This is a genomic window from Vibrio scophthalmi LMG 19158 (assembly GCF_000222585.1).
In the GTDB taxonomy this organism is placed as follows: Bacteria; Pseudomonadota; Gammaproteobacteria; order Enterobacterales; family Vibrionaceae; genus Vibrio; species Vibrio scophthalmi.
On sequence record NZ_AFWE01000083.1, the window covers coordinates 46,014 to 60,912 of the forward strand.

General features: G+C 45.9%; 13 protein-coding genes. 9 read left to right on the forward strand and 4 right to left on the reverse strand.

Features of this window, described 5'->3' with window-relative positions; all coding sequences use genetic code 11:
• Positions 1-60: 60 nt before the first annotated feature.
• The 6 genes from RH88_RS07655 to RH88_RS07680 all read left to right on the forward strand — a co-directional run bounded on the left by RH88_RS07655 (position 61) and on the right by RH88_RS07680 (position 5,833).
• A complete protein-coding gene (locus RH88_RS07655) occupies positions 61-1,431 on the forward strand; it encodes a COG3014 family protein (RefSeq protein ID WP_174269639.1) in 1,371 nt (456 codons plus the stop codon).
• Positions 1,431-1,820, forward strand: a complete 390-nt coding sequence (locus RH88_RS07660) for a YcfL family putative periplasmic lipoprotein (protein WP_005594718.1) — start codon at positions 1,431-1,433, stop codon at positions 1,818-1,820. Before RH88_RS07655 ends, RH88_RS07660 begins: the two co-directional genes overlap by 1 nt.
• A 62-nt stretch (positions 1,821-1,882) precedes the next feature.
• Entirely contained in the window at positions 1,883-2,473 is a 591-nt protein-coding gene (gene lpoB / locus RH88_RS07665) for a penicillin-binding protein activator LpoB (protein WP_005594719.1), read from the forward strand.
• Between the two features lie 45 nt (positions 2,474-2,518).
• Positions 2,519-3,370, forward strand: coding sequence for a phosphotransferase (locus RH88_RS07670; RefSeq protein ID WP_005594720.1), 852 nt, complete (start codon positions 2,519-2,521; stop codon positions 3,368-3,370).
• 167 nt (positions 3,371-3,537) lie between these two features.
• A complete protein-coding gene (gene ycfP / locus RH88_RS07675) occupies positions 3,538-4,077 on the forward strand; it encodes an alpha/beta hydrolase YcfP (RefSeq protein WP_005594721.1) in 540 nt (179 codons plus the stop codon).
• Positions 4,078-4,543: 466 nt separating this feature from the next.
• The gene (locus tag RH88_RS07680; RefSeq protein ID WP_005594723.1) at positions 4,544-5,833 is read left to right on the forward strand and encodes an NAD(P)/FAD-dependent oxidoreductase; all 1,290 of its coding nucleotides are present in this window, start codon (positions 4,544-4,546) and stop codon (positions 5,831-5,833) included.
• Positions 5,834-5,898: 65 nt separating this feature from the next.
• Here RH88_RS07680 and RH88_RS07685 read toward each other — a convergent pair whose 3' ends face one another.
• From RH88_RS07685 to RH88_RS07700, 4 genes are all read right to left on the reverse strand, one after another.
• Complete coding sequence (locus tag RH88_RS07685; RefSeq protein ID WP_005594725.1) at positions 5,899-6,438, reverse strand: GNAT family N-acetyltransferase; 540 nt, start codon at positions 6,436-6,438, stop codon at positions 5,899-5,901.
• Positions 6,439-6,624: 186 nt separating this feature from the next.
• On the reverse strand, positions 6,625-7,392 hold the full coding sequence (locus tag RH88_RS07690) for a peptidoglycan binding protein CsiV (RefSeq protein ID WP_005594726.1): 768 nt from the start codon (positions 7,390-7,392) through the stop codon (positions 6,625-6,627).
• Between the two features lie 36 nt (positions 7,393-7,428).
• Positions 7,429-10,893 (reverse strand): transcription-repair coupling factor, encoded by a 3,465-nt coding sequence (mfd, locus tag RH88_RS07695; protein ID WP_005594727.1) that lies wholly within the window; start codon positions 10,891-10,893, stop codon positions 7,429-7,431.
• A 9-nt stretch (positions 10,894-10,902) separates the two neighbouring features.
• Entirely contained in the window at positions 10,903-11,469 is a 567-nt protein-coding gene (locus RH88_RS07700; protein ID WP_005594728.1) for a hypothetical protein, read from the reverse strand.
• A gap of 176 nt (positions 11,470-11,645) precedes the next feature.
• Between RH88_RS07700 and lolC the strand changes: the two genes are divergently transcribed.
• Genes lolC through lolE form a run of 3 tightly spaced genes read left to right on the forward strand, consistent with a single transcriptional unit; the run spans position 11,646 to position 14,777 of the window.
• The gene (lolC, locus tag RH88_RS07705) at positions 11,646-12,854 is read left to right on the forward strand and encodes a lipoprotein-releasing ABC transporter permease subunit LolC (RefSeq protein WP_040757884.1); all 1,209 of its coding nucleotides are present in this window, start codon (positions 11,646-11,648) and stop codon (positions 12,852-12,854) included.
• A complete protein-coding gene (gene lolD / locus RH88_RS07710; protein ID WP_005594731.1) occupies positions 12,847-13,533 on the forward strand; it encodes a lipoprotein-releasing ABC transporter ATP-binding protein LolD in 687 nt (228 codons plus the stop codon). The genes lolC and lolD overlap by 8 nt, the downstream gene beginning before the upstream one ends.
• A complete protein-coding gene (lolE, locus tag RH88_RS07715) occupies positions 13,533-14,777 on the forward strand; it encodes a lipoprotein-releasing ABC transporter permease subunit LolE (RefSeq protein WP_005594733.1) in 1,245 nt (414 codons plus the stop codon). Before lolD ends, lolE begins: the two co-directional genes overlap by 1 nt.
• Positions 14,778-14,899 lie beyond the last annotated feature (122 nt).

Sequence of the window (14,899 nt, forward strand, 5' to 3'; positions counted from 1 at the left end):
TCTTTTAATAAAATGGAGTGCGAATTGAAACTAACTTTTCGACTCAAGCCAGTTCGACTCATGCTGGTCATCAGCAGCTCTGTTCTGCTTTCCGCTTGTGCTAACTTCTCAGCCGGTAATTTATTTAGCCACTATAGCGCGCAAAATGAATCTGTGTATCAATCTGTTAAGCGCGGTGATTACCTCCAAGCGAAAGAAGAACTGCCGGAAGATATCGCTGGCGAGATCCTAGATAATTTCGAAAAAGGCCGCGTTTACCTGCTTAACAAAGATTATCAACAAAGCCAAGACGCTTTAGAGTTAAGTGATCGCGCGGTGAGAGTTGAGCAGGACAAAGCGGTGATATCACTCTCGGACACGGCGTCGAGTGTCGGTTCATTAGCTGTCAACGATAATCTCAAAATCTACCAACCTGCTGATTATGAATTAGGCTTTCTCCATCTATACTTAGGTTTAAATTACGTTAAAGCGAATCAACTTGATGACGCGCTAGTGGAAATGCGCCGTGCCAATCAAGTGCAAGAGCAGGCGCGTAAAGAGCGTGAACGAGCACTAGAGTCAGCGGAAAAAGAGATGAAGTCGCAAGGCCTCACTCCTAATCTTGGCAGTGTGTTAGCGAATTATCCTGATGCGGGCAAAACGCTACAGGCAGTACAAAACGCCTATTTAATGTATGTGTCGGCCCTGTTGTATGAAGCCGATAATGACTTAAATAGCGCCTATGTTGATTATCGCCGAGCATTGGCTGTGATGCCAGATAACCGTAGTGTGATTGACGGTACGATGCGTGTGGCAAAACGTTTAGGGATGCGGGATGATTTACGTCAACTCGAAAGACGTTATGGTAAAGCGCAGAACTTAGCTAAAGGACAAGCGAGAGTGATCGTCTTACAAGAGCAAGATGTGGTCGAAGCTCTGCAAGGCTGGAAATTATCTTTACCGCTTTATGACAGTCGCGGTAATGGCGCACTGTATTCTTTAGCTTTACCTTATTACCCATCGAACAATGCGCTACGTTTTGTAACGCCAAGATTGAATCAACAAGGGTTATCACAAGATTTACTGACCGATGTGAATTTAATGGCTCAGCGTGATTTGTCAGAACGAATGCCAAATATCGTGATTCGCCAAGCATTACGTGTGGTGGCTAAAGATCAATTACGTAAAGAAGCTGCTCAAGGCGACGACGTGGGTAACTTAATATTCAATGTTTGGAACACGCTCACTGAGCAGCCAGATACGCGCAGTTGGCAAACCTTGCCAGCTTCAGTTTATAGCAGTTCGACGGTGGTAAATGCCGGCGATCAGCAACTTGATATCAATGGACAGTTATACAACTTCAATGTGCCGCAAGGACAAACGGCGTTGGTATGGCTGTCTCGTCAGGGAAATAACGCCACACTGTGGCATAAGCAACTAGGAAGATTGTAATGAAGAAATTCGTTTTAGTGATCTTATCAATGTTTGCCATTGCAGCTTGTACTACTAATACATCAGGTCTGCGTATTGATGGTGGCTCGCACAGAGTTCTGTTTGCTGATTCATCCATGTCACGCAGCTTGAACGTGGATGACATCACGACCACAACGGTAGATGGTCATGCGCAAGGTATCGTGAGTTTAACGAATAATCTCAGTAGCGATCTTGACCTGCTATACCGCTTTTATTGGTATAACGATCAAGGTTTAGAGGTTAATACCAAGGTGGGAAACTGGCGACGTTTGATTATTCGCGGTGCCGAGACGCGCTCTATATCTGAAGTGTCGGTCAATCCTGACGCGACGCAATTTCGCGTGCAAATTCGAAGAAACAACGATTGAAAACGGTGGGAACTAAAGTGCTAACGCTTTGGTCAAACTGAAAAATAATGAAGGAAAGTATCATGAAAAAAAGTGTCATTGCACTGTTGGGCTTAGCGGTTGTGTTGGGCGGGTGTTCAAACCAAGTTAGCTATGGTGATGCACAAGCTGTAGAGACCACTACCATCGATTTCGGCTCAACAGATTTACAAACCATCGCTGGAGAAATGGTGGATAGCATGCTGAACTCAGGTTCTGTTGCTGCGATTACTCGTGATTCGCGTCCTATCGTATTTGTTGAGCGTATTAAAAATAAAACCAGTGAGCATATTGATACTGAGTCGATCACCGACAGTATCAGCACTAAAATGCTTAACTCGGGTAAATTCCGTTTTGTCGACATGGATCGTGTAGAAGCGGTACGTGACCAACTAAACTTCCAAAACAACGATGAGTTAGTCAATCAAAGTAATGCGATTCAATTTGGTAAAATGGTCGGTGCGCAATACATGCTGTATGGCAACCTCTCAAGCATTGCGAAATCAGCAGGCAGTGATAAAGACGTTTACTACAAAATGACCATGCGTTTGATGGATCTTGAGTCTGGCCTGATTGAATGGGCGGATGAAACAGAAATCCGCAAACAAGAATCAAAAAGCTTTTTGGGCTTGTAGTTACTAGCCAATATACGATTGGCATAAAAGAGCAAGGAACGACTTATGGCACGAATGTCATGGAATGAAGCTTGTCAGCTAGACCGCACATTGCTGTCATTAGATCGTTTCTTTGCTATGCCTCCTAACTATGGGCAAACCCTAACAGGGGGCTTAACCAATCGTTGTTGGAAAGTGGTAGAGGATAGTGGAAAGGCCTATGTTTGGCGGCCAAATACACATATAACTAAAGCTTTTTCAATTTCACGTTTTCAAGAATATCAGATTCTTGCTTCAATCGAGTCCGCGGGGATTAGCCCAAAACCAATCCATATCAATGACCAAGGTCTGTTGGTTGAATGGTTAGAAGGCCAAGCTCTCACTGATACACTCAGCGTTGATCAGTTACTTGACGCCCTTGTCGCTGTCCATTCCTTATCAACGACACGTATTCCTGTCGCTCCATTTAGTTTTACCGCTCGTGTTGATCATTATTGGATGCAACTGAAACCAGAGTTGAAGACCGAATTATATCAAACCATCTACCGTGACTGGCGCAATGCGCCGAGTTTAGCCGATGTTGGCCACACCTTATGTCATTTTGATCTTGCTGGTTACAACATGGTGGCGAGTGAGCAGGGGGCAAAAATCATTGATTGGGAATACGCGACGATTGGCGATCCGCGCTTAGATCTTACTTTAAGTATCGATGTGGCGGGCGTTGACGAAATGGATGCGATTCAGCGCTATTGCCAGCAACGTGAGCTAGAAGGGATCGACGACTGGGTTGAAGGCGTGAGAGCGTGGCGACCTCGTGCGACCATGATGGCGATGCTTTGGTACTTACTTGCGTATCAATTGTGGGGGGATGAGCATTATTTTCAGCAGGCTGAGATCCTTAAACAGCAGTTCGCTTAACCACAGTTTTGCTGTTGAGATCACTGTTTCGTAGTAGGCAAGCAAGAATATGGTTTCTCTCCCTTTAAAACCTTAGCTTTCGTGTTAGATTAAATTACGTTTGTTGCATTTAAGTGAGCTTTTCGTGAGCTGGCGTTTAAACAAACCGATTAGAATAAGGAAATAACATGATCATCTATTTACATGGCTTCGACTCTACCAGCCCAGGTAACCACGAAAAAATTCTTCAATTGCAGTTTATTGATGATGATGTCCGTTTCATCAATTACAGCACGCTTCACCCTAAGCATGATATGCAGCATCTACTCAAAGAAGTGCATAAAGTGATTGAGCAGTCAGACGATAAAAATCCCATTATTTGTGGGGTAGGGCTTGGGGGCTTTTGGTCTGAACGCGTTGGTTTCTTATGCGGTATTAAACAGGTCATTTTCAACCCAAACTTGCATCCAGAACGCACAATGCAAGGCCGTATTGATCGTCCTGAAGAGTATGATGATATTGCGACCAAATGTGTGCAAGAGTTTCGCGTTAAAAATAACAAACGCTGTTTAGTGATTTTGTCACGCGAAGATGAAATTCATAATAACCAAATTACAGCGCAAGAACTGGATGGGTACTACGATGTCATCTGGGATGAAAAACAGAGTCACAAATTCAGTAAAATCTCGCAGCACTTACAAGCGATCAAGGCTTTCAAAGAGAGCTGATTCTATCGTTATTTAAAGTTTGGCTTGAATCAAACGACGTTGCTTCAACGTCGTTTTTGTTTTTTCTATACCTTAAAAGAGGCCTTAACCAGATACCTCAGATTGTCGTCTCAGCGATGATAATCGTAAAATTTAAGCACCTCGTTACATAAAACCATACAGATTATAGTGAGTTTTTCTCATTCTCTAGTTGCGCAGTGCGTTTTGCTCTATATAATGAGTAAAATAAAATTTATTTGATAAATATCAAAAAAAATTGAGAGCGAGTGAAAAAACTTGCCCAATATTGCTGGTTGAGGCGTGTTTTTGCCCGATGAGCAAGCGACTGATACAGTCTTTCAATCCAAATACGTGTTTCATTGAGTGAACCTCTATCGCGGCGTAAGCGCGAGCTAAAAATATTTCTTCAGTTTGCAGTGCGAACTGACTCAATTTCTTAGTTTTATTATTTTAGAGGATAGTTGCTGTGACACGAATTATCGTAGTAGGTGGCGGCGCAGGCGGTTTAGAGCTTGCGACCAAACTAGGCCGTACACTTGGCCGCAAAGGTCGTGCGAATATTACTTTGGTTGACCGTAAGGCGAGCCATTTGTGGAAACCACTGTTGCATGAAGTGGCGACCGGTTCGTTAGACGAAGGGGTTGATGCATTGAGCTACCGTGCTCATGCGAAAAATCACCACTTTGATTTTCAGCTTGGTAGTCTGCAAGACATCGATCGCGAGCGCAAAGTGATCATCCTTTCTGAATTGAAAGATGAGCAAGGTGAGTTGTTAATGCCAAGCCGTGAGCTTGAGTACGATATTTTGGTACTCGCGATCGGTTCAACATCGAATGATTTCAACACGCCGGGTGTCCGTGAAAACTGTATCTTCCTAGATAGTCCTGAACAAGCTCATCGCTTCCGTACAAACATGAACAATGAGTTCCTTAAGCTGCACGCCAAAAATGGTCAAGGCACGGTGGATATTGCGATTGTTGGCGCGGGTGCAACGGGTGTTGAATTATCGGCTGAGCTACATAACGCAGTCAAAGAGCTACGTACTTACGGCTTTGGTGACCTGGATTCAAGCAAACTAAATGTGAGCCTTGTGGAAGCGGGTGAGCGTATCCTTCCTGCATTGCCACCACGTATCTCTGGTGCGGCGCATCAAGAGTTAACGAAGCTTGGTGTGAATGTACGCACCGCGACCATGGTCACTCAAGCGGACAAAGATGGCTTAACAACCAAAGATGGTGAAAAGATCCATGCGCAAATCATGGTGTGGGCTGCTGGTATTAAAGCACCTGATTTCATGAAAGAAATTGGTGGTCTGGAAAGTAACCGTATTAACCAATTGGTGGTAAAAGATACTTTGCAAACCACTCGTGATGACAACATTTTTGTTATCGGTGATTTAGCGCAATGTACGCAACCTGATGGTTCATTTGTACCGCCACGCGCTCAAGCTGCGCACCAAATGGCTAGCCGTGCGTTTAGCAATATTGTCGCTAAACTAACCGGTCGTGAGCTGAAAGCGTATGTCTACAAAGATAATGGTTCTTTAGTCTCACTAAGTCGTTTCTCGACGGTGGGTAGCCTGATGGGCAACCTGACCAAAGGATCGATGATGATCGAGGGACGTATTGCTCGCGTGGTGTACATTTCACTGTACCGTATGCACCAAATGGCGCTGCACGGTGTGTTTAAAACCGCCCTGATTATCTTGATGGGCCGCATTAACCGCGTGTTACGCCCGAACTTGAAGCTTCACTAAGCCGATGTTCTAGACATAAAAAAGAGTGCCAATGGCACTCTTTTTTTATGTCTAAATGATGGGGATCAACTGGGTATAATAGAATAGACCGCTCCACACTTGGGTTTGCCATTAAAGATAAAACGGTTCTCAGCATAGGTTTCAAATTTGGCACCGCAGGCAAGTGCTAATTTTTGACTCGCAAGATTATTTGGGTCACAAACCACTTCCAGCCGAGTCAGTTTTAAAATACCAAAACAAAACTCAATCAATGCGTCGAGCGCTTTGCGGCCATAGCCCTGCTGTTGAAATTCATCGGCAATCCAATAACCTAGGCTGGCCATATTGAAGGTTTGGTAAAACTCATTAATCGCCACCATTCCAATTAACACATCGTCACTGCGTCGGAAAATCCCAAAACCATACGCATCCGATTTAACCCAATTTAAACGCGTCGCTAATAGAAAGCGTTCTGCTTCTTTGGCGCTAAACTCGCTATGACACCAATCCACCCAGTGGTGAAGGTTTGGGGATCGGACAATGAGGCGCTCAAGCTGGCGGCTCTCTTCGGCATCGATTAAGCGTAACGTAAACTCAGTGGTAATAATTTGGTAGTCAGGACTCATAGGTGATCACAATTAACCGCAGTGAATGGTGAGTATATACCGAAATAGAGAGGGGTGTTGTGAAGCGCTCGTTGTTCGTGTCTGGCGCAAGTTATACGCTTTGGGAAAATAAAAACGCCCTCTACCTTAGAGGGCGTTTTTGATATTGCTACTGCGTGTTAGATCAAGCGACTAAGAGTCGTTGCATCAGTTGACGCGACGCACTTGAATGATCATGCCCAGTAATGGGTGGTCAAGGAAGTGGGTTTCACCGCTGCGCATGCGACGTTTTTGATCCATGCGATAGCTTTTAAGAAACTCTTCGGTATGCACTGTCGGTGTAATCTCTGTCATCAAACCCGCTTGAACCGTGTTGTCTGTGCTAAAAGTTGCGGTTTCACCAATCTCAATTTCGCGATCTTCAAGAATGATGTCACGTACACTTGGCTCTTTTAAGTCCATTTGAACATCAGCATACAGATAGTGTTCAACGTAAATCTGTAACTTACCATCAAGCTCATACAGCGGTTTAGGGATGGTGTGCTCGGTTACGCCATCAATGACGGATTCATTGCCTAGGCCAATTGGTGAACCATCAGGATTAAATTGACCAGAGTAGTCTTTACCCGCCGTGATATGGAATATCGGGGCTGATAAGCGACCTTTATCACCTTGGCGCCACGCTTTATGCATTAACACTTGAAAACCAGCGTGATTACGCAGTTTTTGTGCTTGAGCATCGAGCTTATAGTTTGCACGAGAAAGCATCTGAACGCCTTTACGAGCGCGGTAGTTGGTGTCACCAAAGCTACCTACTTTATCCATAGTGATCTCAGGCAGAGTGTTTGGCCACGATTCAGTAACTTTCTCTGCATCCACTGCGCGTTTAAATATGATCACTTCGACATCAAATTGTCGCTGCGCCAAGCTTGGCATAGCAACAAAGAAGAGAAGCAGTGCGATCAGCTTTTTCATCACAACTCCGTATTTGGGTAACTTTACCCAAAATATCTAATCTTGTTTTGGTAATAAATTTTGCTGGAATTCAGCCAGCATGTCAGTAACAAATTGAATTCTTTGCCGTCTATCCGCTAATGATACAATAAACTTGAACTTAGTTGGTCCTTCCATTGCGAATTTCTGTGGCTGAGATTGTAACAGTCTAACCAAATACATGGGATTTATGTCAGCATCAGGATAGAACTCAATATAGCCGCCCTTGTCATGAGCTTCAATCTTCTTCACTTTTAGCTGCGCTGCGGCCAGTTTAAGCTCAGCAACGGAGAGTAGATTTTTCGCCGCATCGGGCAGTAAACCAAAGCGATCAATCAATTCTACCTTTAAGTTGTTGAGATCATCTTTATCAGCCACACTTGCGATCTGCTTATACATTGATAAGCGTGTGTTCACATCTGGGATATAGTCTTCAGGCAGCAAGGCTGGGATGCGCATTTCAACTTCGGTTTGCTCACGCAGTAAGTCATCGAGTGACGGCTCTTTGCCTTCACGTAGTGCTTCTACCGCTTGCTCCAGCATTTCCATGTAGAGGGTAAAACCGACCGATTGGATTTGACCGCTTTGTTCGTCACCAAGCAGTTCACCCGCACCACGAATTTCTAAATCGTGGGTTGCCAGAGTAAAGCCAGCCCCCAAGTCTTCCAATGAAGCAATCGCATCAAGGCGCTTGATTGCGTCTTTGGTCATCGCTTTAGGATGAGGCGTGAGCAAATAGGCATACGCTTGGTGGTGTGAACGTCCTACACGACCGCGCAATTGGTGCAACTGCGCCAAACCAAGGTTGTCTGCGCGATCCATAATGATGGTGTTGGCGGTTGGTACATCAATACCCGTCTCGATAATGGTGGTACACACGAGCAAGTTAAAGCGTTGGTGATAGAAATCGTTCATCACTTTTTCTAGTTCACGTTCGCGCATTTGTCCGTGAGCGACGGTGACACGAGCTTCAGGGACTAACTTCTCTAAATCCTCGGCGACCTTATCGATGGTTTCCACTTGATTGTGTAAGAAGTAGATTTGGCCACCACGCATAATTTCACGCAAAATAGCTTCGCGGATCACAGTGTCTTCACGTTGACGGACAAAGGTTTTGATCGCCAAACGGCGTGCTGGTGGTGTGGCGATGATCGAGAGATCGCGCATGCCACTCATCGCCATGTTGAGCGTACGTGGGATTGGCGTTGCGGTTAACGTCAGAATGTCGACATCCGCGCGCATCGCTTTCATTTTCTCTTTCTGGCGAACACCAAAGCGGTGTTCTTCGTCAACGATCAGCAGACCAAGATCTTTAAAGACGATGTCATTGGACAGTAGCTTGTGTGTACCAACCACAAGGTCGACTTTGCCATCCGCGATGTCTTGCAACACCAGCTTTTGCTCTTTGGCGCTTTTAAAGCGTGACAGTACTTCGACGCGGATTGGTAAATTGGCAAAGCGGTCACGGAAGTTCTCAAAGTGCTGCTGGGCAAGCAGTGTAGTCGGCACGAGTACCGCGACTTGTTTGCCGTTGTCGGTGGCGACAAACGCCGCGCGCATTGCGACTTCGGTTTTACCAAAACCAACATCACCACACACCAAGCGGTCCATGGCTTTGGCTTGGCACATGTCTGACATCACAGCATTGATGGCCATGCTTTGGTCATCGGTCTCCTCAAAGGGGAAACCGGCTTTAAAGGTCGCGTATTGGCCTCGATCAAGCGCAAACTTGTAGCCAGGCTTGAGCTCGCGTTTGGCATACACATCGAGCAGTTCGGCCGCAACATCACGCACTTTTTCTGCTGCTTTGCGGCGCGCTTTGGTCCACGCTTCTCCACCTAGTTTATGCAGAGGTGCGCTGTCTTCAGCCCCTCCGGAATAACGGCTAATTAGATTCAGTGATGCAACAGGAACGTACAGTTTGGCTTCGTTTTGATACTCAAGCGTCACGTATTCGGTGATCATGCCGCCCGCTTCAAGCGTTTGTAAACCAAGATAACGGCCGATACCGTGATCAATATGTACCACAGGTTGGCCGGGTTTTAGCTCAGCAAGATTGCGAATAACGGCATCGCTATTGGTCGCTTTGCGATCTTTTCGGCGGCGCTGGATAACGCGATCACCCAGCAAATCACTTTCACAGATGAAGGCAATTTGATTGTCGCCATAAAGGAAGCCATGTTCGGCAGCACCAATGACGAGGGTGAATTTCTCTTTGTGTGCGAGAGCCTCGCAGAAGCTGGCACATTCAATCGGGCGCAGCTTGATACGCTGTAGTAGCTCTAACAACGCTTCGCGGCGACCTTCAGATTCTACCGAGAAGATAATCTTACCGTTGTAGCCTTCACTAAATTGACGCAGCGTGGCCATTGGCTCTTTATTTTGATGTTGAACGGTGAGTTCAGGTAGTGCCGTTATGTCTGGATTTTGGCGACCTTGTTTTCTCTTAACCGTGTCAACGCTAAGCAGTGCTTGTGGCAGTGCTTTAAATTGGGCGAATAACTCGTCCTTTTTCAGCCACAATTCATGGGGCGGAAGTAATGGTCGTAATGGATCGACTTTGCGTTGATCGTAGCGATAGTCAACATCAGTGAGGAATTGGTCGATCGCTGCTTCAATATCGCCTACCGCTATTAACTGACTGTTGTCGGGGATATAGTCAAACAGCGTTTCCGTTTGCTCAAAGAACAACGGTTGCCAATATTCGATGCCTGCAGGCCAAGTGCCTTTGCTAACCTGCATGTAGACAGATTCAGGTTCACGGCGCGCTTCGAATCGCTGACGCCAACGAATGCGGAAATCTTCAATCGCGCTTTCAGAGGTCGGAAATTCATGAGCAGGTAGCAAGCGAATTTCACTAACGTCAGTAATAGAACGTTGATTCTCGGGATCAAAGGTGCGAATGGTATCAATTTCGTCATCGAAGAAGTCGATACGGTAGGGATCATTTGACCCCATCGGGAACAAATCAATGATTGAACCTCGGCTAGCATACTCACCGGGACCAAAGACTTGATCGACATGGCGGTAACCCGATTTTTCTAACTGTAGACGCAGCTTTTCAAGTGAGAATAGATCACCGGTTTTTACCATTAATGTGTGCTGCATTAAGAAATCGCGTGGCGATTGGCGTTGCAACAGAGTATTAATCGGTACGATGGTGATGCCGTCACTTTGGGTCGGCAATTGATAGAGTCTTGCGATACGATCAGAGATGATCTCTTGGTGAGGAGAAAAATTATCGTATGGCAGGGTTTCCCAGTCAGGGAATAGACGCACGGTATGCTCAGTGAACTGCTCCAACTCTTGTTGCAGTTTTAGTGCGCTTTGCGGATCAGGCGTCGCTAACAACGTATGACCAGCGTGTTGCTCTGCTAACTCAGCAATGGCTAAAGCCAGTGCTGAGCCTGGTAAATTGCCAACGAATTTCTTATCGCCAGCACCTTGTGGATTTACAAGGTTAAGTAATGATGGTTTTGACATGTTGTTACGCTATTTTTCGCGGTTTAGAGAGCGCTGTCTTAGCAATTTTTGTTGTTGATAAAGGGCGGCCTTTATTAACAAATCTTGGTCTAAATCGCGGAGTAGGTCGTACTTGACGGAAATCACATACTGCTGGTTTTCTTGCGTACATTGAGTCACGGAGCCATAACAATAAATGGCGGCAGCAGGATGGTCGAGAAACAATTTAATGCGCAGCTTCTGGCCGATGTTTAAAGCGTTTTCGGCTTGATAGCTAAACTGGCTGGCACCAAAGGTTAATGTTTGATGACGAAGCGTAGGATCATCTTGCTGCGATAACATAAAGGTTAGCAGAAGATTGAGCTTACTATTTTGGGTGTCTAACAATTGAATGACGTGCTTAAAATCATTGCTTTTAAGTTCTGCACGAGCGGCATCATTCAGTTGGTCTAGAAAACTGAACTCACTGGCGACCAGAAATGGTGCGGGGATTTCAGACTCAAATTGGTCGAAGGTCGGATAAGGCGCATCTTCTGCCAAGGCTTCGACGTTGGCGATCATTTGATAATGAACGGAGAAATATTCTTGGTCAGACATGCAACTTTTCCTTCTATTGATGTTCTGATTATCGTCATACACGGCAACTAATCAAGGTATGTCATTGTTATCGGCGACTTAATTGCTAAATTTAACCGTGAAATGGCAATTTAACGCTATCAGCCCTTTAAATTAACCGTTACAGTATTCGTCATTATTTGGCTTTGGTTTTTGTTATGTTTCATCCAGTGTCGACCTATATTGGATTGCGCTACTTACGTGGCCGCTCTGGTGATAGGTTTAGCCGTTTTGTTTCTTATATGTCGACGGCCGGTATCACGATTGGTGTGATGTCTTTGGTGACCGTGCTCTCGGTCATGAATGGTTTTGAAGGCCAACTTAAAGGCCGCATCCTTGGTGTTCTGCCGCAGGCAATTGTTTCTCATGATGGTGGTAAAACACCGCGCACTGAGAGCGCACCGGAATTTATTCAAGCGATGTCGAGCGCCGGCCATCCAGAGCCGATTGTGCAAAGTGAAGCGGTGATTCAAAGTGCTAAAAAACTTAGCGCAGGTTTGCTTATTGGCATTGAGCCTGGCGAACATGACCCGATTGAAAAACACTTGATTGCAGGTCGCCTTTCAGATCTGCAAGCGGGTAAGTACCAACTTTTTCTCGGCAGTTCACTGGCACGTTCAATGGACTTATCGCTGGGCGATAAAGTGCGTTTGATGGTGACCAGCGCCAGTCAATTTACCCCTCTTGGCCGTATTCCTAGCCAGCGTATTTTCACTGTCGCGGGGATTTACAATACGGGTTCTGATGTTGATGGTCAGTTGATGCTAACTCATCTGGATGATGCTGCGCGCTTGATGCGTTTGAATAAAGAGACGATGACGGGATGGCGTTTATTCTTTGATGACCCATTTGTGGTCAGCGATATGAGTAGACAGCTACTACCAGAAGGGTGGCAGTGGCAAGATTGGCGTGCGCAACGAGGTGAACTGTTCCAAGCAGTACGCATGGAGAAAAACATGATGGGCTTGATGCTTGGCCTGATTGTCGGCGTTGCAGCATTTAACATTGTTTCTGCACTCATCATGGTGGTGATGGAAAAACAAGCCGAAGTGGCTATCTTGAAAACTCAAGGCATGACCGATCGCCAAGTGATGGCCATTTTTATGGTGCAAGGCGCGAGCAGTGGTGTGGTCGGTGCCGTGATTGGTGGCGGACTTGGTGTGCTCCTCTCGGCAAATCTAAATAGCTTATTAGAGAGTGCGGGTATTGCTTTGTTTTCATTTGGTGGTTCATTGCCTGTGGTGATTAATCCGCTGCAAATATTGGTTGTCGTTTCTTTGGCTGTGATGCTCAGCCTACTGGCAACACTGTTTCCTTCTTATCGAGCATCGTCTGTTAAACCTGCTGAGGCATTAAGATATGAGTGATTTACTACAGTGTCGTGATGTAACCAAGATTTATCATGAAGGGGCGCTGGAAACTCAAGTTTTGAAAGGCGTCAGCTTTGATTTGAAACGCGGCGAACTGGTCTCAATTATTGGTACCTCTGGCTCGGGTAAAAGTACCTTACTGCATGTGTTAGGCGCTTTAGATGACACTAGTGCCGGACAAGTGACTTTCTTAGGGCAAGAATTGTCCAAGCTCAGCTCAAATAAACAAGCCAAGTTGCGTAATAAGCACTTAGGCTTCGTCTACCAGTTTCATCATTTGTTGGCCGATTTTAGCGCGTTAGAAAATGTCGCAATGCCTTTGTTGATTGGTGGTATGAAAGTGGCTGAAGCGAAGCAAAAAGCGCTCGCGTTGCTCGATAAAGTCGGTCTTTCTCATCGCGTTGAGCATCGCCCATCGGAATTGTCAGGTGGTGAACGCCAACGTGTCGCGATTGCCCGAGCCTTGGTGAATAGCCCTGACCTAGTGTTAGCGGACGAGCCGACTGGCAATCTTGACCATAAAACCGCGCTGGCGATCTACGATCTGATGCGAGAGCTAAATCAGGAGTCTGGTACCGCGTTTTTAGTCGTGACTCACGATGGTGAGTTAGCTGGGAAGATGGATCGCCAATTGCACATGAAAGATGGTTTGTTGGTTGATGTGGAGGGCGTGTAGTGTTCTCTTCACTTTCCCTGTTTATTGGTCGACGTTTTAGCCGCGCTAAGCAGCGCAATAAAATGGTGTCGTTTATTTCACTCTCATCGACCATTGGTATTGCGGTAGGCGTGGCGGTGATCATCATTGGTTTATCGGCAATGAATGGCTTTGAACGTGAGTTGAAAGATCGCGTTTTATCCGTGATTCCCCATGGCGAATTTGAAGGGGTGCATGGCGCAATTCAAAACTGGCAGAACTTGCTGAACCAAGCAGAAAAACATCCTCAAATTGAAGCGGCAGCGCCTTATGTCAAACTGACCGCACTTGCGGAGCGTGGCCAGCAGCTTAAAGCGATTGAAGTCCGCGGTATTGATCCTGATAAAGAGTCTTTGGTCTCTAACTTGAGTCAGTTTATCGATCAAAAGAGTTGGCAGGCATTTCAAGCTGGACAACAACAAGTGATCCTTGGTCAAGGTGTCGCAGAGCGATTAAATGCGCAAGTAGGCGATTACATTAGTCTACTGATCCCATCGTCGGGCAGTGCTAGTAAAGTACAAACACCGAAACGCGTGCGTGTGAAGGTGGTGGGGTTACTCAAGTTGAATGGTCAGATAGACCATAACCTTGCTTTGATCCCGCTCGCGGACGCGCAAAGTTATGCCAAATTAGGCAATGGTGTTTCTGGTGTTTCGGTACGCGTGACTGATGTATTAGATACCTTGCCAATCATTCGTGAAGTGGGTAATACCCTAAATGAAGTGGTCTATTTACGTTCTTGGCAGAGCAAATATGGTTACCTTTATCGTGATATCCAGTTAGTTCGTACCATTATGTACTTGGTGATGGTTCTGGTGATTGGTGTTGCCAGTTTCAACATTGTCTCTACCTTGATGATGGCAGTCAAAGACCGCGCCGCAGAGATCGCCATTTTGCGCACCATGGGCGCCACCGATGGTTTGGTGAAGCGCATTTTTGTCTGGCAGGGCGTCTTCTCGGGCGTATTAGGCAGTCTTTTTGGTAGTGTGGTTGGCGTGCTGGTTGCGCTGAATCTCACCCCTATCATAAAAAGCCTCGAAGCACTGATTGGCCATCAATTTCTCTCTGGGGATATCTACTTTGTCGATTTCTTGCCTTCACAAGTGCTGTCGAGTGATGTGCTGTTGGTCTCGGGTACGGCGGTGGTTTTGAGTTTGCTTGCGACTTGGTATCCAGCTTCTCGTGCCAGTCAGCTAAATCCTGCTGCTGTGTTAAGTTCCAAGTAGCCGTTTGTCTTGGTAGTCGCGCCGTTAATTATCTAACGAACATAAAAAAGGACCGAAAGGTCCTTTTTTATGTTCGTTAGAGAGTGCGACTCGTTAGGCTTTAAAGCAAATATTCATACTCA

Coding starts and splice junctions, on each gene's coding strand:
- RH88_RS07700 (WP_005594728.1), bottom strand. CDS start 11,469: ATGTCTGACCAAGAATATTTCTCCGTTCATTATCAAATGATCGCCAAC.
- lolD (WP_005594731.1), top strand. CDS start 12,847: ATGAGTGATTTACTACAGTGTCGTGATGTAACCAAGATTTATCATGAA.
- lpoB (WP_005594719.1), top strand. CDS start 1,883: ATGAAAAAAAGTGTCATTGCACTGTTGGGCTTAGCGGTTGTGTTGGGC.
- mfd (WP_005594727.1), bottom strand. CDS start 10,893: ATGTCAAAACCATCATTACTTAACCTTGTAAATCCACAAGGTGCTGGC.
- RH88_RS07685 (WP_005594725.1), bottom strand. CDS start 6,438: ATGAGTCCTGACTACCAAATTATTACCACTGAGTTTACGTTACGCTTA.
- lolC (WP_040757884.1), top strand. CDS start 11,646: ATGTTTCATCCAGTGTCGACCTATATTGGATTGCGCTACTTACGTGGC.
- RH88_RS07655 (WP_174269639.1), top strand. CDS start 61: ATGCTGGTCATCAGCAGCTCTGTTCTGCTTTCCGCTTGTGCTAACTTC.
- RH88_RS07690 (WP_005594726.1), bottom strand. CDS start 7,392: ATGAAAAAGCTGATCGCACTGCTTCTCTTCTTTGTTGCTATGCCAAGC.
- RH88_RS07660 (WP_005594718.1), top strand. CDS start 1,431: ATGAAGAAATTCGTTTTAGTGATCTTATCAATGTTTGCCATTGCAGCT.
- RH88_RS07670 (WP_005594720.1), top strand. CDS start 2,519: ATGGCACGAATGTCATGGAATGAAGCTTGTCAGCTAGACCGCACATTG.
- ycfP (WP_005594721.1), top strand. CDS start 3,538: ATGATCATCTATTTACATGGCTTCGACTCTACCAGCCCAGGTAACCAC.